Here is a 22,762-nt window from a genome sequence, read left to right as displayed (position 1 = left end):
GGCAATGGCGGGTGCCAGAGACATATTATTGACCCGCCGCCACCTTCAAAACCGGCCGGCCGCCGGAAAGCTGCGGCACGACGGAGGCGAAATCCGTGACGATCTGGCGATAATCTTCCGGCTGAAACTCATAGGGCAATTCCAGACGGAATTCCGAGACATGCGGCAGCACCGGATCACGCGACAGCGTCTCCAGAATCTCCTCAGTCGTGCCAACAATGTCGGGCAGGAAAAGCGTGCGGCGCGCGCCATGCGGCGTATGCGTGCGCTTGTCACGCTCAGCGGCGAATTCCGCATAACGGCGGCGCGTCGCGGGGCTTGCGCTATCGGTTGGCAGGATCACCCGTCCCAGCGCGACACGCGGCTGGCGCTCATGCGCCCATTCCTGCCGGAAGCGGGCAACAAGAGCCGCCTGTGCGGTCAGAAAATCATCGGTGTTTTCACCGCTAACGATATTACCGGTCAGAAGATTGAACCCTGCCCTGCCGGCCCACCGGGCGGAGTTCTGCGATCCGCCGCCATACCACAGCCGGTCGGTCAAACCCCTGGCGAAGGGCCGAAGGCGCGGCACCTGAGCACCAGCGGCATTGCCGGCCTCCGTGTCACTGGACAAAGGTTCCGATCTCAACGCCTTCGCCAGCTTTTCCGCACGGCCGTGGCTGTAATCCGCATCGGCAGCAATATCGACATAGTCCGAAATGAGATGAGCAAAGGGCGGCGCGCCCACCGAGACGCCAACATTCAGCCGTCCGTGTGACAGGACATCAACCGTGGCGAGATCCTCGGCCAGCCTGAAGGGATTTTCATAACCCAGCTGAATGACGGCGGTGCCTAGCCCGATCCGCTTCGTGCGCTGCGATGCAGCGGCAAGAAAAGTGGCTGCCGAGGAAACGCCCCGTTCCAGATGGCGCTGACGCACCCAGGCGCTGTGATAACCCAGCGCCTCCCCGGCTTCGAAAAGCTGCAGGGTTTCTTCCAGCCCCTTTGCGGGGTCATCATCGTGATAATTGCCGGGAACCAGAAAGGCGAAATGGGAAATACGGGAAAGAGGCATAGTGAACGTCCGGGAATGGTTGTTGACGGAAGACGGGCTCAGGCGATGCTGCTGCGGCCGTTCTTCCGTGCCGCGCATACTCCAGCAGAATGCCCGATGAAGGGCGCGGCTTGCACGGCATGGTCTTTTATAGTCCCGGTCATTGTTGAAAGATCGTTGCGCGATTTAATAGTCTACTAAAATTATAGGTTATTCGCGACGATCTTGCCGCGCCCTGCTCTCCACTTCCCCCGTCCCCTTCGCAGTTCGTAACAGCCACAAAGCCGGTCTGGCCTACGACGCCAGTTACGGGCTACCCGACAAAAAACTTGATTTCCGCCTCAAACATGTAATACAGATTATCATACATGTTGACAAATAACGCAGACATGTATGACATTGCGGCAATCATGAACGCTGCGATACCTGCATGAGGGAGGAATTATGATCATCACCGACGTCGAGGTCCGTGTTTTCCGCACGACGACCCGTCGCCACTCGGACAGTGCCGGTCACGCGCATCCGGGTCCGGCGCATCAGGTGGAACAGGCCATGCTGACCATCCGCACCGAGGACGGTCAGGAAGGTCACTCCTTCACCGCGCCGGAGATCGTTCGCCCGCATGTCATCGAAAAATTCGTCAAGAAAGTCCTGATCGGTGAAGACCATCGCGACCGGGAACGGCTGTGGCAGGATCTTGCCCACTGGCAGCGCGGTTCGGCCGCACAGCTGACCGACCGCACATTGGCGGTGGTGGATTGCGCATTGTGGGACCTTGCCGGCCGCTCGCTCAACCAACCTGTATACAAGTTGATCGGCGGTTATCGCGACAAGGTGCTGGCCTATGGCTCGATCATGTGCGGTGACGAGCTGGAAGGCGGGCTGGCGACGCCGGAAGATTACGGCCGTTTTGCCGAAACGCTGGTGAAGCGCGGTTACAAGGGCATCAAGCTGCACACCTGGATGCCGCCCGTCAGCTGGGCTCCGGATGTGAAGATGGACCTCAAGGCCTGCGCCGCCGTTCGTGAGGCGGTCGGCCCCGATATTCGCCTGATGATCGACGCTTTCCACTGGTACTCCCGCACCGATGCGCTGGCGCTTGGGCGTGGCCTCGAAAAACTCGGCTTCGACTGGATCGAGGAGCCGATGGATGAACAGTCGCTGTCTTCCTACAAGTGGCTTTCCGACAATCTCGATATTCCCGTCGTCGGCCCGGAAAGCGCCGCCGGCAAGCATTGGCACCGGGCCGAATGGATCAAGGCCGGCGCCTGCGATATTCTGCGCACCGGCGTCAACGATGTCGGTGGCATCACTCCGGCGCTGAAGACCATGCATCTGGCCGAAGCCTTCGGCATGGAGTGCGAAGTGCATGGCAATACAGCCATGAACCTGCACGTTGTCGCCGCCACCAAGAATTGCCGCTGGTATGAGCGCGGCCTTTTGCACCCCTTCCTCGAATATGATGACGGCCACGATTATCTGAAATCGCTGTCCGACCCGATGGATCGCGACGGCTTCGTGCATGTCCCTGACCGGCCGGGCCTTGGCGAGGACATCGATTTTACCTTCATCGACAACAATCGGGTGAGGTAACGGGCGATGAAAACGGTGCTCGCCTTCGGAGACAGCCTCACCTGGGGTGCTGACCCGGCAACGGGTCTGCGGCACCCTGCCGAACACCGCTGGCCGGAGGTTCTGGAGGCCGAGCTTGCCGGAAAGGCAAAGGTTCACCCCGAGGGACTTGGCGGGCGCACCACCTGCTACGACGACCACGCAGGCCCCGCCTGCCGCAATGGCGCGCGGGCGCTTGAAGTCGCGCTTTCCTGCCACATGCCACTTGATCTCGTCATCATCATGCTGGGCACGAACGATATCAAGCCGGTGCATGGCGGGCGGGCGGAAGCCGCAGTTTCCGGCATGCGGCGGCTGGCCCAAATTGTCGAAACCTTTATCTACAAGCCGCGCGAGGCGGTGCCGAAACTGCTGATCGTCGCACCGCCGCCCTGCGTCGCAGGCCCCGGCGGAGAACCCGCAGGTGGGCGGGACATCGGCCAATCGCTCAGGCTTGCGTCGCTTTACCACAAACTTGCCGGCGAACTGGGGCACGCCTTCTTTGATGCCGGATCGGTTGCCAGCGCTTCACCGGTGGATGGCGTGCATCTGGACGCGCCGGCAACGGCGGCAATCGGCCGGGCGCTCGCAGCACCCGTCAGAGAGATTCTTGGCTGATCCTGCGACGCCCGAGGAGGAACCGGGCGCGAGGATCAAAACGTGGAAAGGCCGTATGAACCGGCCGTATTGGGAGGAAAAATGAAACATTTTCTTGCAACCGCAGCGCTTGGCGCATTGCTGATCGGCGCCATGCCGCTCAGTGTTTTCGCTGAAACGCCGAAAGACCAGCTCATCGTCGCCACAACCATGAGCAATATCCTGACCCTCGATCCCGCCGCCATCACCGGCCGCGAGACCGTGCAGGTTTTGAACAACGTCTATGACACGCTCGTCGTGCTTTCGCCTGAAGATCGCAGCGTGCAGCCCCGCCTCGCGGAACGTTGGGAAATTGCCGAAGACCGGAAATCCATCCGCTTCCATCTGCGCGCCGATGCCAAATTCGCCTCCGGCAATGCCGTGACGGCAAAGGACGTGGCGTGGAGCCTGAAACGCCTGCTTGCCCGCAACCTAGCGCAATCCTCCTTCCTGAAAACCCGTGGTTTCAAACTGGAGGAAGCCGACAAGCTGTTCGTTGCCGAGAACGACCAGACCTTCGTGCTGAATATTCCGAAGCCTGACGACCCCAACCTTCTCTTGATGATCCTTGCGCAAAACGGTCCCGGCTCGATCATCGACAGCAAGACCGCGCTTGAAAATGAAAAGGACGGCGATCTGGGCGGCGCATGGCTGACGCTGAATTCCGCCGGTTCCGGCCCCTTCAAGCTGACGCAATGGAAGTCCAACGAATATATCATCCTCACCCGCAACGACGATTATTGGGGTGAGAAGGCCAAGATGAAGCGCATCCTGATGCGTCATCTGCCGGAATCGCAGTCGCAGCGCCTGATGCTGGAAAAAGGTGATATCGATGTCGCCTATTCCCTGCAGGCCCCCGATCTGAAATCGCTTGAGGCCGACAAGGCCGTCACCATCGAATCCACACCCGGCTCCGGCTTTTATTATCTCAGCGTTTCGATGAAGGATGAGAAATTCGCCAACAAGAAGGTGCGCGAGGCCCTGCGTTACCTGATCGATTACGACGGTCTCGACAAGGCGGTCATGCCCTATTACGGCAAGCTACATCAGCGCTCCCTCAGCACCGGTGTGATGGGCGCGCTGCCGGATCAGGGCTACAAGCTCGACATTGAAAAAGCCAAGGCGCTTCTGGCTGAGGCCGGTTATCCCAACGGTTTCAAGACGACGCTGCGCGTACTTTCGGAAGATCCTTTCATGAAGGCGGCAACGGCGATCCAGAACACGTTGGCGCAGGCGGGCATTCAGGCCGAGCTGATCAGCGGCTCCGGCGACCAGATCTATGGCGCCATGCGCGAGCGGAATTTCGAACTGCTGCTCGGCCGCGGCGGCGGCGGCCAACAGCCACATCCCGACAACAACCTGCGCTCCATCGCCTATAACCCCAACAACGCCGATGATGCCAAGCTCACCAATTACCAAAGCTGGCGCACCAGCTTCTTCGATGAGAAGCTGAACAAGATGATCGAGGCAGCCTTGGTCGAGCGCGACGTGGCGAAACAGACGAAGCTTTATGAGGACCTGCAGGGCTATATGGACGAGATCGTCATGTCGATCCAGCCTTTCTCCGAAGTCATCGACACCGCCGCCTTCCGCAGCGATGTCAAGGGCATGATCGTCAGCCCCTGGCTTTCGCGCTTTGAAGAGGTGAGCAAGGAGCGGTGATGTATTCCGTACGCAGTCATCCTCGGGCTTGACCCGAGGATCCATGGCTTCAACCGCTTATGGATCCTCGCCTCAAGGGCGAGGATGACGGCGGAGGAAGCGAATCTGGTAGCGGAATTTGTAATCCCTGAGGCGCGGCTAACCCCGCGCCTTTTCTTTTTCTACCTACGCTCGGCATCATTCCAAAAAAATGCCCGGCAGGGAGGCCGGGCAAGGAAGGAGGATGTTATTATGCGTGACGCCCCGGAGGAGGACAGTCACGTTTTGGGAGGCGTCAAGCGCCTTCATATTCCAGTGAGGCACCGATCAGTTCGCGGGCATAGGGATGCGTCGCGCCATTGCCGGCGATGGCCTCGCGCGGCAGGATTTCGGTGATTTCACCGCGCAGCATCACGGCGAAACGGTCGCACATGTGATCGACCACGGCGAGATCGTGGGTCACCATGATATAGGTGAAACCGCGCTCTTGCCGCAGTCGCTGCAACAGGTTGAGGATTTCCGCCTGCACCGAGACATCGAGCGCCGATGTCGGCTCATCAAGCAGAAGCAGCGACGGTTCGAGGATCAGCGCACGGGCAATCGCCACACGCTGCCGCTGGCCACCGGAAAGTTGATGCGGAAAGCGGTCGAGAAAGGAGACGGGCAGGCCGACATCGGTGATGACCTTGCGCATGCGCTCTTCACGGTCGCCGAGCTTGTGGATCGCAAGCGATTCCGAAAGCACGGTGCGCACCGACTGGCGGGGGTGCAGCGAGCCGTAAGGGTCCTGAAATACCATTTGCAGCATGCGGCACCGCTCGATCAGCGGCATATCGCGAACCGATCTGCCGTTGATGAGGATTTCGCCACTCCAGAAGTCGTTGAGCATCGACACGCAGCGCAGCACGGTGGATTTGCCCGAGCCGCTTTCGCCGACCAGCCCGAAGCACTCGCCCGGCTCCACCTTGAAGGAGACGGAGGGCAGCACTTTCAGCGCCGTATGGCCGCTGCCGAAGGTGATGGAAAGATCGCGGGTTTCGACGGAAACGGCCATTATACGTTCTCCTCCAGCCATTCGGGACGGCGATCCAGCACCGCAAGCGGTGCGCGCGAGCCGCCGATGCGCGGCTGCGCGGCCAGGAGGCCGCGCGTATAGGGATGCTGCGCCTGATCGAGATCGCGGGCGGCCAGCGTTTCCACCACACGGCCGGCATACATGATGAGAACCCGGTCGCAGAAATTGCGCACGAGATTGAGGTCGTGACTGATCATGATGAGGCCGATGCCGCGATCCCGAACCAGACCGTCGAGAATGTTCAACACCTGCAACCGCACTGTCACATCCAGCGCCGAGGTCGGTTCGTCGGCAATGACGAGGTCGGGATCGGCGAGCAACATCATGGCGATCATCACGCGCTGGCCCATGCCGCCGGAGATTTCATGCGGATATTGCTCATAGACGCGCGCAGCATCACGGATCTTCACCGCATCCAGCATGGCGAGCGCCTTTTCCCGAGCCTCGGATTTCGACGCCTTGAAGTGGCGAAGATAGGTTTCCGTTACCTGTTCGCCGACGCGGCGAATGGGATTGAGGGAAAATTTCGGATCCTGAAGGATCATCGACATGCGTCGCCCACGAACCTTCAGCATTTCTTTTTCACTGAGCGCGAGAAGATCGAGGCCTTCGAAATCGAGCTTGTCGGCGGTAATCGTCGCCGATGGCAAAAGGCGCAACAGAGCCCGGCCGACGGTGGATTTGCCCGAGCCGCTTTCACCGACGATGCCCAGCCGCTCCCGGCCAAGCGTGAAGGAGATGCCACGCACCGCCTCGGCTGCCGAGCCGCCGTAACGAATGCGGAGATTTTCGACGTCAAGGATTGGTTTTTCCATGGCCTTATCTCCGGTTCATCTGTTTCGGATCGAGCGCATCGCGCAGGCCGTCGCCTAAAAGATTGAAGGCGAGGCTGACGGAGAGGATCGCAACACCGGGGAACGTCACCAGCCACCAGCTGTCCAGCATATAACGCCGCCCGGTGGCGATCATCGCCCCCCATTCCGGCAACGGCGGCTGCGCGCCGAGACCAAGAAAGCCGAGGCCGGCAGCAGTCAGAATAACGGTCGCCATGTTCAGCGTCAGGCGGATGAGGACCGAAGGCAGGCACATAGGCATGATCGATTTGATGATGATGCGCAGCGGCGAGGCGCCCTGAAGCCGTGCAGCAGCAATATAATCCGCCTTGCGGAAGGTCATGGCTTCGGCGCGCGCGAGACGCGCGATCGGTGGCCACGAGGTGAGCGCAATGGCGATGATCGCATTGTTGAGGCTCGGCCCGAGTGCTGCCACGAAGGCGAGCGACAGGATGAGGCTGGGGAACGACAGGAAAATATCCGTGATGCGCATCATCACCGTATCGAACTTGCCGCCGAGATAACCTGACGCCGTGCCGACCAGAAGGCCGACCGGGCCGACGATGACCGACACCAGCGTGATGATGGTGAGCGTGATGCGCGCACCCCAGAGCAGGCGGCTGTAGATATCGCGTCCCAACTCATCCGTGCCGAAGACATGGCCATTGCCGGGTGGCTGCAGCGTGTTGGCGAGATCCTGCACGTAAGGATCGTGCGTCGCGAGCCACGGCGCGAAAATCGCCGAAACGACGAGCAGCAGCAAGATCAGCAGGCCGAAGGCCGATGTCGGGCTTTTCAGCAGGAAGAGGATGATGTTCTTCAGCGCGTTTAACGGCACGGGAAGACGAGAGGAGGTTTCTGCACGAGCCGTCATCAGCGGGTCCTCGGATCGAAAAAGCGGTAGAGAATGTCGGACAGGAGATTAAGTCCGATGAAGATGACGCCGACGATAAGCACGCAGGTCATCACGGCATTCATGTCGCCGATGATAAGATTGCTGGTGAGATATTGCCCGAAACCGGGCCAGGCGAAGACGGTCTCGATAAGCACCGCGCCTTCCAGCAGCGAGCCGTAAGCAAGGGCAATGATGGTGACCAGCTGCACGCGAATATTGCCGAAAGCATGCAGCCACACCGTCTGTCGCTGCGACAGGCCTTTGACGCGCGCGGTCGTTACATATTCCTGGCCCAGTTGATCCAGCATGAAGCTGCGCGTCATGCGGGTGATATAGGCCGAGGAAGAATAACCGAGCAGGGCGGCGGGAAGGATGAGGTGGTTGATCGCCGACCAGAACACTTCCATGTCACCCGCAAGCAGGCTGTCTATCAGCAGGAAGCCCGTCCGCTCCTCCACCAGACCGATATAGAACTGGTCCATGCGACCACCGCTGCCAACGAGGCCGAGATGGGCGTAAAAAACGATCAGTGCGATCATGCCGGTCCAGAAGATCGGCATGGAATGGCCGAACAGGCTGACCACGCGCACGAGATGGTCCTGCCAGCGGTCTTTCTTGACGGCGGCATAAACCCCCATGGGAATGCCGAGGCCGGCACCAATCAGGATCGCGAAGGTCGCAAGCTCCATCGTCGCCGGCATGACCCGGATGATGTCTTCGATGACCGGTCGGCCGGTGCGGATAGAGGTACCGAAATCGCCGGTGAAGACATCTCCGAGATAATAGGTGAACTGCTGCCACAGCGGACGGTCGAAGCCGAGCGCATGATAGACCTGTTCATAGGTTTCACGGGTTGCATCCTCACCGACGATCGCCCGCACCGGATCGGCGGGCATCAGGCGACCGATGAAAAAGGTCAGCAGCAGCAGTCCAAGCAGCGTAACGGCAATACTTCCGATCTGGCCGGACAGGCCATAAAGCGAAAGGCGTCTTTTTGACATGATTCCTCCCTTGCCAGAAACCGATCGGCGCAAGGATGAATGCGCAATCCTGTCTGACAACTATTCACAAGTTGTCACAGGTGTCGAAAGCTGTCAAGCACGGGTCGGCAAAATCGACAGTGCGAAAAGCTCCGAAAAATTTATCCCGGTGGAAATTTCACCCTGCAGTTACCGGGGTTTCCACCTCGCCGGAAAATAAACCCCTTACGTTGTCGCAACCGCAAAAGCCTGTATTCTTTCGTTTCGAAAATATGCCGGCGCGAATGCAGTTCCAGGCATTGCCGACAACATCGAGGGCTTCGGGGGAGAGCAAGAAATGGCCGATATGACGCTTCTGGCATTTGCCCTGGTCGCTTTCATCGGTATCGCGACGCCCGGTCCGACTGTTTTGCTGGCGCTTTCGAATAGCTCGAAATTCGGAATTCAGCGCGCTTTGACCGGCATGGCCGGCGCAATTCTCTCCGATTTCGTTCTGATCGGTGCGGTTGCGCTGGGGCTGGGAGCCCTGCTCGCTGCCTCGGAATTCTGGTTCAGCGTCGTCAAATGGGTGGGCGTCTGTTATCTCGCGTTTCTCGGTCTTATGCTGCTTCGCTCCAGAGGTACGCTCGACGGTGCGCTGCAACCGGCAGATACGAACGGGGCGAGATCCGCACGCTCGATCTTCCTCAAGAGCTTTCTTGTCGCGGTGACCAACCCCAAGGGCTATCTGTTCTTTTCTGCTTTCCTGCCGCAGTTCATCAACCCTTTGGCGCCGCAAATCCCGCAATATGCGGTGCTTGCGCTGGTCTTCGCCGCCATCGATTTCATCGTGATGTTCGGATACGCCCTGCTGGGCGCACAGGCCGTCAGAATGTTACGCAAATCCGGCGCCCTGTGGCTTGACCGGATTTGCGGCGGCGCGCTGCTGACGCTTGCCGCCTCTCTGGCCCTCTATCGCCGGGCAAGCACCTAAGCCATTGAGACTGCTGTCTTTCCGGCTTACTCCGCCGCTGTACGGGAGCGCAGAAGTACCTTGTAACGTTCCAGACTGCCGCGCAGATGCGCCGCCATATATTGGCGCGCGGCATCCGCATCGCTTTCTATGATGGCGTCGACGATCCTGGCGTGTTCCTCCTGCAGATGGAGATTATAATCCTTCGGACGTGCGCCGGGTGCCGCGCCCTGCAATTCGCCACGCGGAATGATGCCGGAACGAATGAGTTGAAGGAACTCCGGAAAACGCCGGTTCTGCGTTGCCTGCGCAATCGCCAGATGGAATTCGAAATCGGCATCCCGTGTCGGCAGCCCGGCGGCCAGGCAATCACCAATCCGCCGGTGCGCATCGACAATCGCCTCCACCTGCACGGCGGAACGACGCGATGCCGCAAGGCCGGCGGATTCAACCTCAAAAACCGTTCGCAATTCCAGCAACTCGATTACCGAGGAAATCCGCCCGATAGCCAGATCGTTGAAAGGCAGTTCCTTGGCTGGTTTCGTCTCCACGGCAAAAACGCCCGCGCCCTTGCGGGCTTCAACGAGACCATCGGCGCGCAGAATGGCGATGGCTTCGCGCACGACGGTACGGCTTACGGAATATTCACGCGTGAGCGCGCTCTCGCTCGGAAGACGGTCACCCGGGCGGAACACGCCCTCCGACAAATCCCGTCTCAGTGCCGAACTGATTTTCGCCGCGAGCGATACTCCCTGCTTCGTGCTGCTCTCAACGTCCATTCCAGCCCACCTGTTTTTAACCTGTCTGGCATGTTAGCAAACACCCGCAACATTGCAAGGGCCGGGCGTCTCGACGATTGGCTTGGCTGACCCTCGCGGTCATCCATCCTGTCGCTCGAAAAGAAATTTCCAACTCTTGCGGGAAGACGATATACATTATACAATAACATATATTAATTTAGAACAACAGGAGATGCTGATGAGCGCCATCAAGATCAACGAGCGTCTGACCGTGGCCGGCCAGCCGGAGATCGCCGATTTCCCTTCACTCTCCTCTCAAGGGTATAAAAGCATCATCAACGCTCGACCGGACGGCGAAGACGCCGGCCAGCCGGGCAATATGCGGGAAAAAACTGCTGCCGGCACGGCAGGTCTGACTTACAGCTTCATTCCGGTGACCGGACCGACCATGACCGAGGCCGATATTCGCGCTTTCCAGCAGGCGATGGCCGCGGCCGACGGCCCTGTTTTTGCCCATTGCAAAGGCGGCACCCGCGCGCTGACACTCTACGTGCTCGGCGAAGCGCTTGACGCGCGTATGCAGCAAAGCGAAATCGAGGCTTTCGGCAGGGCGCACGGTTTTGACCTGTCCGGCGCGGTCCGCTGGCTGGAGCGGCGGGCTTTGGCGGCACCGCACGTCAAGGCGTTCTTCGATCCGCGTACATCCAGCCTGCAATATGTCGTTTCGGACCCGGCGACCGGACGCTGCGCCATTATCGACCCCGTCTTTGATTTCGACGAGAAATCCGGTGCGACAGGCACGATGAATGCCGATGCCATTCTGGCCTATATCGAAAGCGAAGGCCTGTCGGTAGAATGGATACTCGATACCCATCCGCATGCCGACCATTTTTCCGCTGCCCATTATCTGAAACAGAAAACCGGCGCCCAGACCGCCATCGGCGCAAAAGTTACCGGTGTGCAAAAACTCTGGCAGGCGAAATATAACTGGCCCGATCTGGAGACCGATGGCTCGCAATGGGACCGGCTGTTTGAAGCGGGTGACAGGTTCAACATCGGTTCACTGGATGCCCTCGTACTGTTTTCGCCCGGCCACACGCTGGCTTCCGTCACCTATGTCGTGGGCGACGCCGCCTTTGTGCATGATACGGTTTTCATGCCGGATTCCGGCACCGCGCGCGCCGATTTTCCAGGTGGCAGCGCCAGCGAGCTTTGGGCTTCCATTCAGGACATTCTTGCCCTTCCAGAGGAAACGCGGCTTTTCACCGGCCATGACTACCAGCCCGGCGGCCGCGCACCGAAATGGGAAAGCACGGTCGCAGAACAGAAACGCAGCAATCCGCACTTGGCCGGCGTGACGGAAGAAGGCTTCATCCGTCTGCGCGAAGCTCGGGATCGCACCTTGCCGATGCCCAAGCTCATTCTGCACGCGCTGCAGGTCAATATCCGTGGTGGCCGCCTGCCGGAGCCAGAGGCCAACGGCAAACGCTACCTCAAATTCCCGCTCGATGGGCTGGAGGGTAGCACATGGTGAAAGACAATAATTGGCAACAGGTTCCGGGCATCGCCGAAATCCCCCTGCCCGCCATGGAAGAACGCGCCGTCGAAGTTGCGCTGCTTTTAAAGACACTCGCCCATCCTGCCCGGCTGATGCTGGCCTGCACGCTGGCGCAGGCAGAATTTTCAGTCGGCGAACTGGAGACGAAGCTTGATATTCACCAGCCCACGCTTTCCCAGCAGCTCGGCGTGCTGCGGGAAGCGGGTGTTGTCGAAACCCGGCGCGAAGCCAAGCAGATTTTCTACCGGATGAGCGAGACGAAAGCGGCCCAGCTTATCGAGGCTCTCTACGCCATATTCTGTGCACCGGAGGCGGCCCCGTGAGCCCCTATTGGCCCTCGCTTTTCGGCGGCATGCTTCTCGGTTTTGCATGCATCCTCCTGTTTCTGTTCAACGGCCGCATCGCCGGCATCACCGGTATCATGGGCAGGATGCTCGGCCGGGAGCGGCGGCTTGCCGATCTAGCCTTCGTGGCTGGCCTGCTGGCCGGGCCCTATCTTTACACCGCCGCATTCGGACGGCTTCCGACGATAACCATAATCGCCCCATGGCCGCTGATCATCATTGCCGGCCTGCTGGTGGGTTTCGGCACGCGCATGGGCTCCGGCTGCACCTCCGGCCACGGCATCATGGGGCTGGCCCGGTTTTCCCGGCGCTCCATCGCTGCAACCGTAACCTTCCTGATGACCGGCATTGTCGCGGCAACAATAACGGGAGCCCTGTCATGAAAAATCAAGCCATGGCGCGTGTTGCGTTGGCATTGATCTCAGGAGCCCTGTTCGGTTTCGGCCTGTCGCTCTCCGGCATGGTCGATCCGGCCCGCGTTTCAGGTTTTCTCGATGTGGCGAGCGGCCATTGGGACCCGAGCCTGATGTTTGTTCTTGGCGGTGCAGTCTCGGTCGCCGTGCCGGGTACTCTGCTCAGCCATTTTATTGCCAGGCCGGTTCTTGCCGAAGACTTCAGCCTTCCGGCAAAAACCCGCATCGACCGGTCCCTCATCCTTGGTTCAGCCATTTTCGGCATTGGTTGGGGGCTTGCCGGTTTCTGCCCCGGCCCGGCACTGTCGGCTTTCGCTCTCGGGCTTCTGCCGGTCATTCTTTTTGTCTGCGCCATGATTGCAGGCATGTTGGCGCATGATCGCCTTCTGGCAAAAGAGCCATAAAGCAACCCGCCAACCTTCATACCCAGGCATGATAAGAATGGGCAGCGCGGGTGACAAAACACCCGCGCCAAGACCTTGTTACAGGTCGATCAGGCTCTTGCCCGTCATTTCCGGGGGCAGTTGCACGTTCATCAGTTGCAGCAAGGTGGGCGCAACATCGGCGAGAATGCCGTCATGCAGCTTTGCACCCTGCGGGCCGCCAAACAGGATCACCGGCACCGGATTGGTGGTATGCGCCGTGTGCGGGCCGCCGGTCACGGGGTCGACCATGGTTTCACAATTGCCGTGGTCAGCGATTACCAGCATGGCGCCACCGACTTTCTCGAGAGCGGCAACGACAGCAGCAAGCCCGCGATCCACGGCTTCGCAAGCCTTGATAGCAGCCTGCAGATCCCCGGTATGACCAACCATGTCCGGATTGGCGTAATTTGTGACGATAAGATCATAGCCCTTGCCGATCGCCTCGACGAATTTCTCCGTCACTTCCGGCGCGCTCATTTCCGGCTGCAGATCATACGTCGCAACCTTGGGGGATTTCGGCATGAAGCGGTCTTCGCCCACTTCCGGCTCTTCCTTGCCGCCATTCAGGAAGAAGGTGACATGCGGATATTTTTCGGTTTCGGCGAGACGGAACTGCGTGAGCCCCTGTTTTGCCACCCATGCACCCAGCGTATTGGCGATATCGCGCTTCGGATAGGCCGTCGTCATGAAAGCAGCGTGCCGGGTGGAATATTCCACCATGCCAAGCAATGCCGAAAGCCTGGGCTTTTCACGCGCGAAACCATCAAAGTCATCCGCACCGATGGCAAGCAGGATTTCACGGGCACGGTCAGCGCGGAAGTTCAGGCAGAACAACCCATCGCCGGCCTTGAAACCCTCATAACCATTGATCACCGTCGGCAGGATGAATTCATCCGTCACATCGTTCCTGTAGCTCTGCGCGACCGCGCTTACCGCATCAGGCGCATGTTCGCCCTTGCCGAGAACCATGGCGTCATAGGCCTTTTCAACGCGCTCCCAGCGATTGTCGCGATCCATCGCATAATAACGGCCAATCACGGTGCCGATGCTCGCACCTTGCGGCAGGCTCGCCACCAGCGCCGCAACAAAATCTTCCGCCGATTGCGGCGCGACATCGCGGCCATCGGTGATGGCATGCACGACGACTTTCAGACCATGGCTGATCATGAGCTTCACCGCCGCCTGGCCGTGGAGAATATGGCCATGGACGCCGCCATCGGAAACGACGCACATCAGATGCGCCACGCCGCCCGCTGCCTTTACGGTGGCGGCGAAATCAAGCATCGCCGCATTGCGGAAAAAGCTGCCATCCTCGATCGCCAGATCGATCTGGCCGAGATCCATCGCAACGATGCGGCCGGCGCCGATATTGGTGTGGCCGACTTCGGAATTACCCATCTGGCCGGTGGGCAGGCCGACATTCGGGCCGAAAGTGGTCAGCGTCGCATTCGGGCAGGTGGCGAAAAGTCGATCCATGGTGGGCGTGTTCGCCAGCACTGGCGCGTTGCTGGATTTATCCTCACTCAGCCCCCAGCCATCGAGAATAGTCAGGACAACGGGTTTGGGAGTGCGCATGGGAGGACCTTCTTCTTCATTCGGTTGCCGGCGGACAGCGGATCGCCGGGCACCGGAGCGCCCTCGTCCGCCACTATGATCATGATGAGAAAACATGCTTCTCGTTCTTCTCTTCTATACCCCAAGATCACGAACGCAAGCCTATACCGACACCGAAACAGTTCCGTGAAGCACTCCGGCTTCACGGAAAAAAGCTTTTGGATGAAACCTCAACCGTCGATGAATATCAGTGCCGGCTTCTCCAGGAGCGCCTTGACGGCCTGGATGAAGACGGCGGCATCCCAGCCGTCGACAACCCGGTGATCGAAGCTGGACGACAGGTTCATCATCTTGCGTGGCACGAAGCGCGTCCCGTCCCAGACCGGACGCGTCATGATCTTGTTGACGCCGATGATCGCCACTTCCGGATGGTTGATGATGGGCGTCGAGACCACACCACCCAGGGCTCCGAGCGAACTTATGGTGATGGTGGAGCCCATCAGTTCCTCTCGATGCGCCGTGCCGTTGCGGGCCGCTTCGGCAACGCGCGCCACCTCGTCTGCGCATTGCCAAAGGCCGAGCGTTTCGGTGTGGCGCACGACCGGGACGGTGAGGCCGGACGGTGTCTGCGTGGCAATGCCGATATGGACGGCTTCATAATGGCGGACGACACCGTTCTCATCGTCGAAAGTGGCATTCATGCCAGGATGGTCAGCCACGGCTTTCACCAGAGCGCGCATCAGAAACGGCAGGATCGTCAGTTTCGGCTGTCCGGAACGACGATTACCGTTCATGGTCGCACGCAAATCTTCGAGTTCCGTCACATCGATTTCCTCGACATAGGTAATGTGCGGAATTCGCGAAGCGGAGAGCACCATCTTCTCGGCAATCTTGCGCCGTAGCCCCGTCACCTTCACTTCCTCGACGGCGCTGTCGTGGGCCGCTGCCGGCTCGGGCCGCTCCGGTCGTCCCCGCACGGTTAAGAACCCATCGAGATCGGCATGGGTGATATGCCCGTCCGGCCCGGTTCCCTTGACCTTTGTAAGATCAATATCGAGATCGTCGGCACGCTGACGAACAGCGGGAGATGCCAGCGGTTTGTGATGTGGTTCGGCTGGAGGAGGCGGTGGCGGCGGCTCGGGCTGACGCGCAGCCGGCTGGGTTTCAACGGGTGGCGGTGTTTCCGTCATATCCGCCGGCGCTTCGGCTTCCGGCACATCGACCTCGGGAGCGGCGGCAGAGACGTCGGTTTCGATGCGGACGAGCGGTGCTTTCACCGGCACGGTATTTCCGACCGTCACGGCCAGCCAGGTGACGATGCCCGCCACCGGCGACGGAATTTCAACCGTTGCCTTGTCAGTCATCACGGCGGCCAGCACCATGTCCTCATGCACCGGATCGCCCGGCTTGACGTTCCATTCCACCAGTTCGGCTTCAGCGACGCCTTCGCCGACATCGGGCATTGTAATGGTATATTCCGCCATAATCAGGCCTCCATGACTTCGACAAGGGCGCGCCCGACGCGGGCAGGTCCCGGAAAATAGTCCCACTCCTGCGCATGGGGATAAGGCGTATCCCAGCCCGCGACGCGGACGACGGGAGCCTCCAGATGATAGAAACAATGTTCCTGCACCAGCGACACCACCTCTGCGCCGAAGCCGGAGGTCAGCGTCGCCTCATGCACCATGACACAGCGGCCGGTCTTGGAGACGGATTTGACGATACTATCGAGATCAAGCGGCAGCAGGCTGCGCAGATCGATGATCTCGGCATCCACACCGGTTTCTTCCGCTGCCGCCAGCGCCACATGCACCATGGTGCCATAAGCGATGACGGTGACAGCGTTTCCGGGGCGGCGGATTTCGGCTTTGCCGATGGGGATGGTGTAGTGCCCTTCCGGCACCTCGCCCATATCGTGTTTGGACCACGGGGTGACCGGCCGGTCGTGGTGCCCGTCGAAGGGACCGTTATAGAGCCGCTTCGGCTCCAGAAACATCACGGGGTCGGGGTCTTCGATCGAGGCGATCAACAGCCCCTTGGCATCATAAGGATTGGAAGGAACCACCACCTTCAGCCCGCAGACATGGGTGAAAAGCGCCTCCGGGCTCTGGCTATGCGTCTGCCCGCCGAAAATACCGCCGCCAGTCGGCATTCTGAGCACGATCGGGCAGGTGAAATCGCCATTGGAGCGATAACGAATGCGCGCCGCTTCCTGGGTGATCTGGTCATAGGCGGGGTACATGTAATCGGCGAACTGGATTTCGACACAGGGTCGCAACCCGTAAGCGGCCATGCCGATGGCAGTGCCGACAATGCCGGATTCGCTGATCGGCGCATCGAAACAGCGGGTTTTCCCGTATTTTCCCTGCAGCCCCTGCGTAGCGCGAAAAACGCCGCCGAAATAACCCACGTCTTCGCCGAACACCACAACATCGTCGCTGCGCTCCATGGACACATCCATGGCGCTGCGGACGGCTTCAATCATCGTCATTCTTGCCATGTCTTACCATCCTGCCTTCTGGCGTTGGCGGGCGAGATGCGGCGGCATCTCCTCGTAAACGCCTTCGAAAATATCCTTTTTCGGCGGTTTTTTGCCTTCATGCAGCGTGCCGTGGCTTTCCGCCTCGCGTTGCGCTTCAAGCACTTCGTCGGCGATTTCCGCCTCTGCCTGCCGGTGCCGTTCATCCGACCAGACGCCGCGCAGGGTGAGATGTTTCTTCAATCGCAGAACCGGATCGCCGAGCGGCCAGGCTTCGGATTCGGTCTTTGGCCGGTAAGCACTAGGATCATCCGAGGTGGAATGGGCGCCGACACGATAGGTGACATATTCGATCAGCGTCGGGCCGAGATTGCGGCGCGCCCGCTCCACGGCCCAGCGCGCCACGGCATAAACCGCGAGATAGTCATTGCCATCGACCCGAAGTGCTGGAATGCCGAAGCCCAGCCCGCGCGCCGCAAATGTGCCGGACCCGCCGCGCGCAATGCCCTGAAAGGTGGAAATGGCCCATTGATTGTTGACGATGTTAAGGATGACCGGGGCCTTGTAGGTGGAGGCGAAGACCAGCGCGGAATGGAAATCCGACTCCGCCGTCGAACCGTCACCGATCCACGCAGCCGCGATCTTCGTATCGCCCTTGATGGCCGAGGCCATCGCCCAGCCAACCGCCTGCACATATTGTGTGGCGAGGTTGCCGGAGACGGTGAAGAAACCGTGCTCCTTCGAGGAATAGAGCACCGGCAATTGCCGCCCGTGCAGCGGGTCGAGTTCGTTGGAATAGATCTGGTTCATCATGGTGACGAGCGGATAGTCATCGGCGATCAGCAGCCCGGCCTGCCGGTAGGTCGGGAAATTCATGTCGCCCTTGGAAAGCGCCTTGCGGAAGGCGCAACTGACCGCCTCCTCCCCCAGATGCTGCATGTAAAAGGAAGTCTTGCCCTGTCGCTGCGCCATCAGCATGCGCGCATCGAAAGCCCGAAGCCGCATCATGTTTTTGAGACCGACCAGCAATTCCTCGTCCGAAAGCAGCCCGGCCCACGGCCCAACGGCTTCACCCTGATGGTTGAGGACGCGGATGATCGAATAGGCGAGATCGCGCATGCTTTCCGGCGCGGCGTCCACATCCGGGCGCGGCACGGTGCCGGCCTTGGGTATCTTCACATTGGAGAAATCCGGCTCCCCGCCGGGCCGCACCGCAGGCTCTGGAACATGCAGACTGAGATGTGGCGTTTCTGATATATCCATTCTACTCCTCCCGTCACGGTCTCCTCCAGACCGCGAAACAATCCTCAAAGGTTTCTTGCGATCACCATGCGCTGGACATCGCTTGTCCCCTCGTAAATCTGGCAAATGCGCACATCGCGATAAATCCGCTCCACCGGATAATCCGCCATGTAGCCGTAACCGCCGTGGATCTGGATGGCGTCCGAGCAGACGCGTTCGGCCATTTCGGAGGCGAAGAGCTTGGCCATCGAGGCCTCCGAAAGACAGGACTCTCCCGCCTCCTTCAGCGCTGCGGCATGCAGCACCAGCTGCCGCGCCGCCGTAATCCGCGTTGCCATATCCGCCAGCCGGAACGCGACCGCCTGGTGCTCCACGATTGCCTGCCCGAAGGCCTTGCGCTCGCGGGCATAATCCCGCGCCGCCTCGAAGGCCGCCTGCGCCATGCCGACCGCCTGTGCAGCGATGCCGATGCGGCCACCCTCCAGATTGGCAAGCGCGATGCGATAACCCTGCCCCTCTTCGCCCAGCCGCAATTCGACGGGGACCGCCATCTCGGTGAAGGCGATCTGACAGGTATCGGACGAATGCAGGCCGAGCTTTTCTTCGACCCTTATCACCTCGTAACCCGGCGTATCCGTCGGCACGATGAAGGCGGTGATGCCCTTCTTGCCCGCCGCCGCATCGGTGACGGCGAAGACGATGACGACATCACCATTCTTGCCTGACGTTATGAACTGTTTTGCACCATCAAGAATATAGCGGTCGCCATCCCGCCGGGCGCGGGTCTTCAGGTTGGAAGCATCTGAACCGGCCTGCGGTTCGGTCAGCGCAAAACCGCCGATCCATTCGCCGGAAGCGAGTTTCGGCAGGAACCGCTGTTTCTGGTCTTCCGTGCCGAATTTCAGGATCGGCACGCAACCAACGGAATTATGGACGCTCATGATGGTGGAACAGGCGCCATCACCGGCGGCGATTTCCTCCAGCGCCAAAGCATAAGCGACGGCACCGGTTTCCGAACCGCCATAATCCTCGGAGACCAGCATGCCGAGGAAACCGAGGTCTCCCATTTCCTTCAACTCGTCTTTCGGGAACCGGCTTTCCCGGTCACGCGAAGCGGCCCCGGGGGCGAGCCGCTCGCGGGCGAAATCGCGGGCCATGTCCCTGATCTGCTGCTGGGCTTCATTCAGGATCATCGCCGCCTCCCCTTAATGCCGCTCGATGCCGAGCGCGGTTGCTTCACCGCCGCCGATACAGACTGCGGCCACGCCGCGCTTCAGCCCGTGACGCTGCAGGGCTGCCAGCAGGGTGACGACGATCCTCGCGCCGGAAGCGCCGATCGGATGGCCGAGCGCACACGCCCCGCCATGCACATTCACCTTGTCATGCGGCAGATCGAGATCGCGCATTGCCGCCATCGCCACCACGGCAAAGGCCTCGTTGATTTCGAAGAGATCGACATCCCTCGCCGTCCAGCCGGTTTTAGCAAACAGCTTTTTCATCGCGCCGATGGGAGCCGTTGGATATCCGGCAGGGGCATCCGCATAGGAGGCCTGACCGATGATGGTCGCCAGGGGTGAAAGACCCCGCCTTTCCGCTTCGGAGCGACGCATGAGAACGAGAGCGGCCGCACCATCGGAAATCGAGCTGGAATTGGCCGCCGTCACCGTTCCGCCATCGCGAAAAGCGGGCTTCAGCTGCGGGATTTTCTCCGGCCTTGCCTTGCCCGGCTGCTCATCCACGGTAACATCGCCGACAGGCGTGATTTCCGCTTCAAAGGCTCCCTCCGCTATGGCGCGACGCGCCCGCTCCAGCGAGGCGAGCGCATAGTCATCCTGCATGGCGCGGGTAAATTGATAGGTTTCAGCGCAATCTTCCGCGAAAGTGCCCATCAGCCGGCCCTTGTCATAAGCATCCTCGAGACCGTCGAGAAACATATGGTCGATGACCTTGCCGTGGCCGAGACGATAGCCATTTCGGGCGCGATCCAGCAGGTAGGGCGCATTGCTCATGCTTTCCATGCCGCCCGCAAGCACGATGGAAGAACTTCCCGCCGCGATCTGGTCATGGCCCAGCATGATCGCCTTCATGCCCGAGCCGCACATCTTGTTGATGGTCGTTGCGCCAATCGAATTGGGAATGCCGGCGGCAATGGCTGCCTGTCTGGCGGGCGCCTGCCCCTGCCCGGCCGTAAGCACACAGCCCATCAATACATCATCAATATCAGAAACCGGAACAGCGGCCCGTTCGACGGCCGCACGGATCGCCGCGGCCCCAAGATCGGGCGCAGCCACCGATTTGAATTCGCCCTGGAACCCACCCATAGCAGTACGGGCGGCCCCGACGATCACGACAGGGTCATGCACAGCCAAATTCACCTCCCTTGGGCATTCTCTCGCTTGAGAAAACGACCGTCATCGCGATCTCCTCCAGACCTCGACAAAAGCATCGGACCGAAAAGTTTGCCGCGGTTTTCGGATAATCCGATGCCAGGCAAAAACCTAGAGCGGTCCATCGCTCTAGGTGAACGCTATCACCAACTCGAATTCATTTCAAAGCTATTTTGATTGACAGTTTTTTGATTGACGATATCTTTGATCCAACAATTAGTCATATCATAGAGCAAATGATCCATGATTGAGCTCGACAGTTTCGACCGCAAGATTTTGCATGTGCTCGGTGATGACGGGCGGGTGAGCTGGCGCGATCTGGCGGCCCGCATCGGCCTTTCCTTCACACCAACGCTGCGCCGTGTACGCAAGCTGGAAGAGGAAGGCATCATTCGTGGCTATACCGCCGTGTTCGATGAGAACCGGCTGCTCGGCAATATGGGCGTCTTCATCTCCGTCACGCTGGAACGGCAGATCAAGGAAGCGCTGACGACCTTCGAACACCATGTCGCTTCTATCCCCGAAGTCGTGGGCGGTTATCAGACCAGCGGCAGTTCCGACTACCTGATCCACGCCATGGTGCGGGATTTGCCGCATTATCAGGAGCTGCTGGATTTCCTGACCACGGTTCCCGGCGTGTCGCGCATCCAGTCCAATTTCGCCATCAAGACATTCGTGCGCCGTTCCGCCGCCTTCACCGGGGGTGACACGCCGTAAATAAGGGCTGCCGGCGCGGAGGAGGTGCCGGCTGCTGAAAGAGGGACGGCCTGCCGTCCGGAGGAGGAGACGCGATGAGTTTGAACCTCGCCGCCATTTTCGATGCCGATCTCGGCCCGGAAATCGCAGCATTGCGCGACAGCGCAAGTGCATTCGCAGATGATAAAATCGCCCCGCTGGCGGCAGAGATCGACAGGGACGACCGTTTTCCACGCAAGCTCTGGCCGGAGATGGGTGAGCTCGGCCTGCACGGCATCACCGTTTCGGAAGAGTTCGGTGGTGCCGACATGGGTTATCTCGCCCATTGCGTGGCGATGGAGGAGATAAGCCGGGCCTCGGCTTCCATCGGCCTTTCCTATGGCGCTCATTCCAACCTCTGTATCAACCAGATCCACCGATGGGGAACGCAAGAGCAGAAGCACAGATATCTGCCGAAACTCGTCTCCGGTGAACATGTCGGTTCCCTCGCCATGAGCGAGACGGAAGCCGGATCGGATGTCGTTTCGATGCGGCTGAAGGCAGAACGCAAAGGCGACCGCTATGTGCTGAACGGCGCAAAAATGTGGATCACCAATGGTCACGAGGCCGATACGCTGGTGGTTTACGCCAAGACGGACATGTCCGCCGGCGCACGCGGCATCACCGCTTTCCTGATCGAAAAGGGCTTCAAGGGGTTTCGCCCGGCCCAGAAACTCGACAAGCTCGGCATGCGCGGCTCACCCACATCAGAACTGGTGTTCGAGGATTGCGAGGTACCGGAGGAAAACATCCTCGGCCGCCTCAATGACGGCGTGACGGTGCTGATGAGTGGGCTGGATTACGAGCGCGCCGTGCTTTCCGCCGGCCCCGTCGGCATCATGCAGGCGGCCATCGATCTGGTGCTGCCCTATGCCCGCGAGCGCAAGCAGTTCGGCAAACCGATCGGCGAATTCCAGCTGGTACAGGGCAAGCTCGCCGATATCTACTCGTCCATGAATGCGTCGCGCGCCTATGTCTATGCCGTGGCTCGGGCCTGTGACAATGGCCGCATCACGAGGCAGGACGCGGCCGGCGCAATCCTCTTTGCCGCCGAGCGGGCGACACAGGTGGCGCTGGATGCCATCCAGCTTCTCGGCGGTTCCGGCTATGTCAATGAAAGCCCGGCCGGACGGCTGCTGCGAGATGCCAAGCTTTACGAGATCGGTGCCGGTACCAGCGAAATCCGGCGGATGCTGATCGGCCGCGAACTGGTCAAGGGCAACGGGTGA

At 60.1% G+C, this 22,762-nt stretch carries 22 protein-coding genes; 10 read left to right on the top strand and 12 right to left on the bottom strand.

The genetic code is table 11. The features are described 5' to 3' along the window. Window positions 1–25 precede the first annotated feature (25 nt). Window positions 26–1,054, bottom strand: a complete 1,029-nt coding sequence (locus QSV77_RS16145) for an LLM class flavin-dependent oxidoreductase (protein ID WP_269699189.1) — start codon at window positions 1,052–1,054, stop codon at window positions 26–28. 423 nt (window positions 1,055–1,477) lie between these two features. On the opposite strand from QSV77_RS16145, the gene QSV77_RS16140 reads away from it, so the two are divergent. The 3 genes from QSV77_RS16140 (at window position 1,478) to QSV77_RS16130 (ending at window position 4,942) form a co-directional block, all read left to right on the top strand. After that, window positions 1,478–2,626 (top strand): mandelate racemase family protein, encoded by a 1,149-nt coding sequence (locus QSV77_RS16140; protein ID WP_035221218.1) that lies wholly within the window; start codon window positions 1,478–1,480, stop codon window positions 2,624–2,626. Window positions 2,627–2,632: 6 nt separating this feature from the next. Continuing rightward, window positions 2,633–3,262 carry an SGNH/GDSL hydrolase family protein gene (locus tag QSV77_RS16135; protein WP_302734254.1) on the top strand — a complete coding sequence of 210 codons (630 nt, stop codon included), beginning with the start codon at window positions 2,633–2,635 and terminating at the stop codon, window positions 3,260–3,262. An 81-nt stretch (window positions 3,263–3,343) separates the two neighbouring features. Next, window positions 3,344–4,942 carry an ABC transporter substrate-binding protein gene (locus tag QSV77_RS16130; protein WP_302734253.1) on the top strand — a complete coding sequence of 533 codons (1,599 nt, stop codon included), beginning with the start codon at window positions 3,344–3,346 and terminating at the stop codon, window positions 4,940–4,942. Between the two features lie 274 nt (window positions 4,943–5,216). On the opposite strand, the gene QSV77_RS16125 is transcribed toward QSV77_RS16130, so the two are convergent. Genes QSV77_RS16125 through QSV77_RS16110 form a run of 4 tightly spaced genes read right to left on the bottom strand, consistent with a single transcriptional unit; the run spans window position 5,217 to window position 8,725 of the window. Then, on the bottom strand, window positions 5,217–5,975 hold the full coding sequence (locus tag QSV77_RS16125) for an ABC transporter ATP-binding protein (protein ID WP_302734252.1): 759 nt from the start codon (window positions 5,973–5,975) through the stop codon (window positions 5,217–5,219). Next, the gene (locus QSV77_RS16120) at window positions 5,975–6,811 is read right to left on the bottom strand and encodes an ABC transporter ATP-binding protein (RefSeq protein WP_302734251.1); all 837 of its coding nucleotides are present in this window, start codon (window positions 6,809–6,811) and stop codon (window positions 5,975–5,977) included. Before QSV77_RS16120 ends, QSV77_RS16125 begins: the two co-directional genes overlap by 1 nt. A 4-nt stretch (window positions 6,812–6,815) precedes the next feature. After that, complete coding sequence (locus QSV77_RS16115) at window positions 6,816–7,703, bottom strand: ABC transporter permease (protein ID WP_302734250.1); 888 nt, start codon at window positions 7,701–7,703, stop codon at window positions 6,816–6,818. Further along, window positions 7,703–8,725: an ABC transporter permease gene (locus tag QSV77_RS16110; protein ID WP_302734249.1), complete on the bottom strand. Its 1,023-nt coding sequence runs from the start codon at window positions 8,723–8,725 to the stop codon at window positions 7,703–7,705. Before QSV77_RS16110 ends, QSV77_RS16115 begins: the two co-directional genes overlap by 1 nt. Before the next feature lie 316 nt (window positions 8,726–9,041). Between QSV77_RS16110 and QSV77_RS16105 the strand changes: the two genes are divergently transcribed. After that, the gene (locus QSV77_RS16105) at window positions 9,042–9,677 is read left to right on the top strand and encodes a LysE family translocator (protein WP_302734248.1); all 636 of its coding nucleotides are present in this window, start codon (window positions 9,042–9,044) and stop codon (window positions 9,675–9,677) included. A 26-nt stretch (window positions 9,678–9,703) separates the two neighbouring features. On the opposite strand, the gene QSV77_RS16100 is transcribed toward QSV77_RS16105, so the two are convergent. After that, window positions 9,704–10,435: a FadR/GntR family transcriptional regulator gene (locus QSV77_RS16100; protein WP_046801915.1), complete on the bottom strand. Its 732-nt coding sequence runs from the start codon at window positions 10,433–10,435 to the stop codon at window positions 9,704–9,706. Window positions 10,436–10,634: 199 nt separating this feature from the next. Between QSV77_RS16100 and blh the strand changes: the two genes are divergently transcribed. The 4 genes from blh to QSV77_RS16080 are packed head-to-tail and all read left to right on the top strand — an operon-like array spanning window position 10,635 to window position 13,115. Continuing rightward, window positions 10,635–11,930, top strand: a complete 1,296-nt coding sequence (gene blh / locus QSV77_RS16095) for a bifunctional sulfur transferase/dioxygenase Blh (protein WP_302734247.1) — start codon at window positions 10,635–10,637, stop codon at window positions 11,928–11,930. After that, window positions 11,924–12,277 carry a sulfite-sensing transcriptional repressor BigR gene (gene bigR / locus QSV77_RS16090; RefSeq protein WP_269699176.1) on the top strand — a complete coding sequence of 118 codons (354 nt, stop codon included), beginning with the start codon at window positions 11,924–11,926 and terminating at the stop codon, window positions 12,275–12,277. The genes blh and bigR overlap by 7 nt, the downstream gene beginning before the upstream one ends. Further along, a complete protein-coding gene (locus QSV77_RS16085) occupies window positions 12,274–12,681 on the top strand; it encodes a YeeE/YedE family protein (RefSeq protein WP_302734246.1) in 408 nt (135 codons plus the stop codon). The genes bigR and QSV77_RS16085 overlap by 4 nt, the downstream gene beginning before the upstream one ends. Then, window positions 12,678–13,115, top strand: coding sequence for a YeeE/YedE family protein (locus tag QSV77_RS16080; RefSeq protein WP_302734245.1), 438 nt, complete (start codon window positions 12,678–12,680; stop codon window positions 13,113–13,115). The genes QSV77_RS16085 and QSV77_RS16080 overlap by 4 nt, the downstream gene beginning before the upstream one ends. 78 nt (window positions 13,116–13,193) lie before the next feature. On the opposite strand, the gene gpmI is transcribed toward QSV77_RS16080, so the two are convergent. The 6 genes from gpmI to QSV77_RS16050 all read right to left on the bottom strand — a co-directional run bounded on the left by gpmI (window position 13,194) and on the right by QSV77_RS16050 (window position 20,780). Then, window positions 13,194–14,711, bottom strand: coding sequence for a 2,3-bisphosphoglycerate-independent phosphoglycerate mutase (gene gpmI, locus QSV77_RS16075; RefSeq protein WP_271361638.1), 1,518 nt, complete (start codon window positions 14,709–14,711; stop codon window positions 13,194–13,196). A 209-nt stretch (window positions 14,712–14,920) separates the two neighbouring features. Then, complete coding sequence (locus QSV77_RS16070; protein ID WP_302734244.1) at window positions 14,921–16,174, bottom strand: dihydrolipoamide acetyltransferase family protein; 1,254 nt, start codon at window positions 16,172–16,174, stop codon at window positions 14,921–14,923. Between the two features lie 2 nt (window positions 16,175–16,176). After that, window positions 16,177–17,190 carry an alpha-ketoacid dehydrogenase subunit beta gene (locus tag QSV77_RS16065; protein ID WP_153514590.1) on the bottom strand — a complete coding sequence of 338 codons (1,014 nt, stop codon included), beginning with the start codon at window positions 17,188–17,190 and terminating at the stop codon, window positions 16,177–16,179. Window positions 17,191–17,193: 3 nt separating this feature from the next. Next, on the bottom strand, window positions 17,194–18,432 hold the full coding sequence (locus QSV77_RS16060; RefSeq protein ID WP_302734243.1) for a 3-methyl-2-oxobutanoate dehydrogenase (2-methylpropanoyl-transferring) subunit alpha: 1,239 nt from the start codon (window positions 18,430–18,432) through the stop codon (window positions 17,194–17,196). 44 nt (window positions 18,433–18,476) lie between these two features. Continuing rightward, the gene (locus QSV77_RS16055) at window positions 18,477–19,604 is read right to left on the bottom strand and encodes an acyl-CoA dehydrogenase family protein (RefSeq protein ID WP_302734241.1); all 1,128 of its coding nucleotides are present in this window, start codon (window positions 19,602–19,604) and stop codon (window positions 18,477–18,479) included. A 12-nt stretch (window positions 19,605–19,616) separates the two neighbouring features. Beyond that, complete coding sequence (locus tag QSV77_RS16050; RefSeq protein ID WP_302734240.1) at window positions 19,617–20,780, bottom strand: acetyl-CoA C-acyltransferase; 1,164 nt, start codon at window positions 20,778–20,780, stop codon at window positions 19,617–19,619. Window positions 20,781–21,041: 261 nt separating this feature from the next. Between QSV77_RS16050 and QSV77_RS16045 the strand changes: the two genes are divergently transcribed. Both QSV77_RS16045 and QSV77_RS16040 read left to right on the top strand, forming a co-directional pair. Beyond that, window positions 21,042–21,515 carry an Lrp/AsnC family transcriptional regulator gene (locus QSV77_RS16045; protein ID WP_003524741.1) on the top strand — a complete coding sequence of 158 codons (474 nt, stop codon included), beginning with the start codon at window positions 21,042–21,044 and terminating at the stop codon, window positions 21,513–21,515. A 74-nt stretch (window positions 21,516–21,589) separates the two neighbouring features. Continuing rightward, the gene (locus tag QSV77_RS16040; protein WP_302734239.1) at window positions 21,590–22,762 is read left to right on the top strand and encodes an isovaleryl-CoA dehydrogenase; all 1,173 of its coding nucleotides are present in this window, start codon (window positions 21,590–21,592) and stop codon (window positions 22,760–22,762) included.

Source organism: Agrobacterium sp. V1, from assembly GCF_030518355.1.
Lineage (GTDB): Bacteria > Pseudomonadota > Alphaproteobacteria > Rhizobiales > Rhizobiaceae > Agrobacterium > Agrobacterium cucumeris.
Note: the sequence above shows the minus strand (reverse complement) of the source record. Positions and strands in the feature narration are given on the sequence as shown.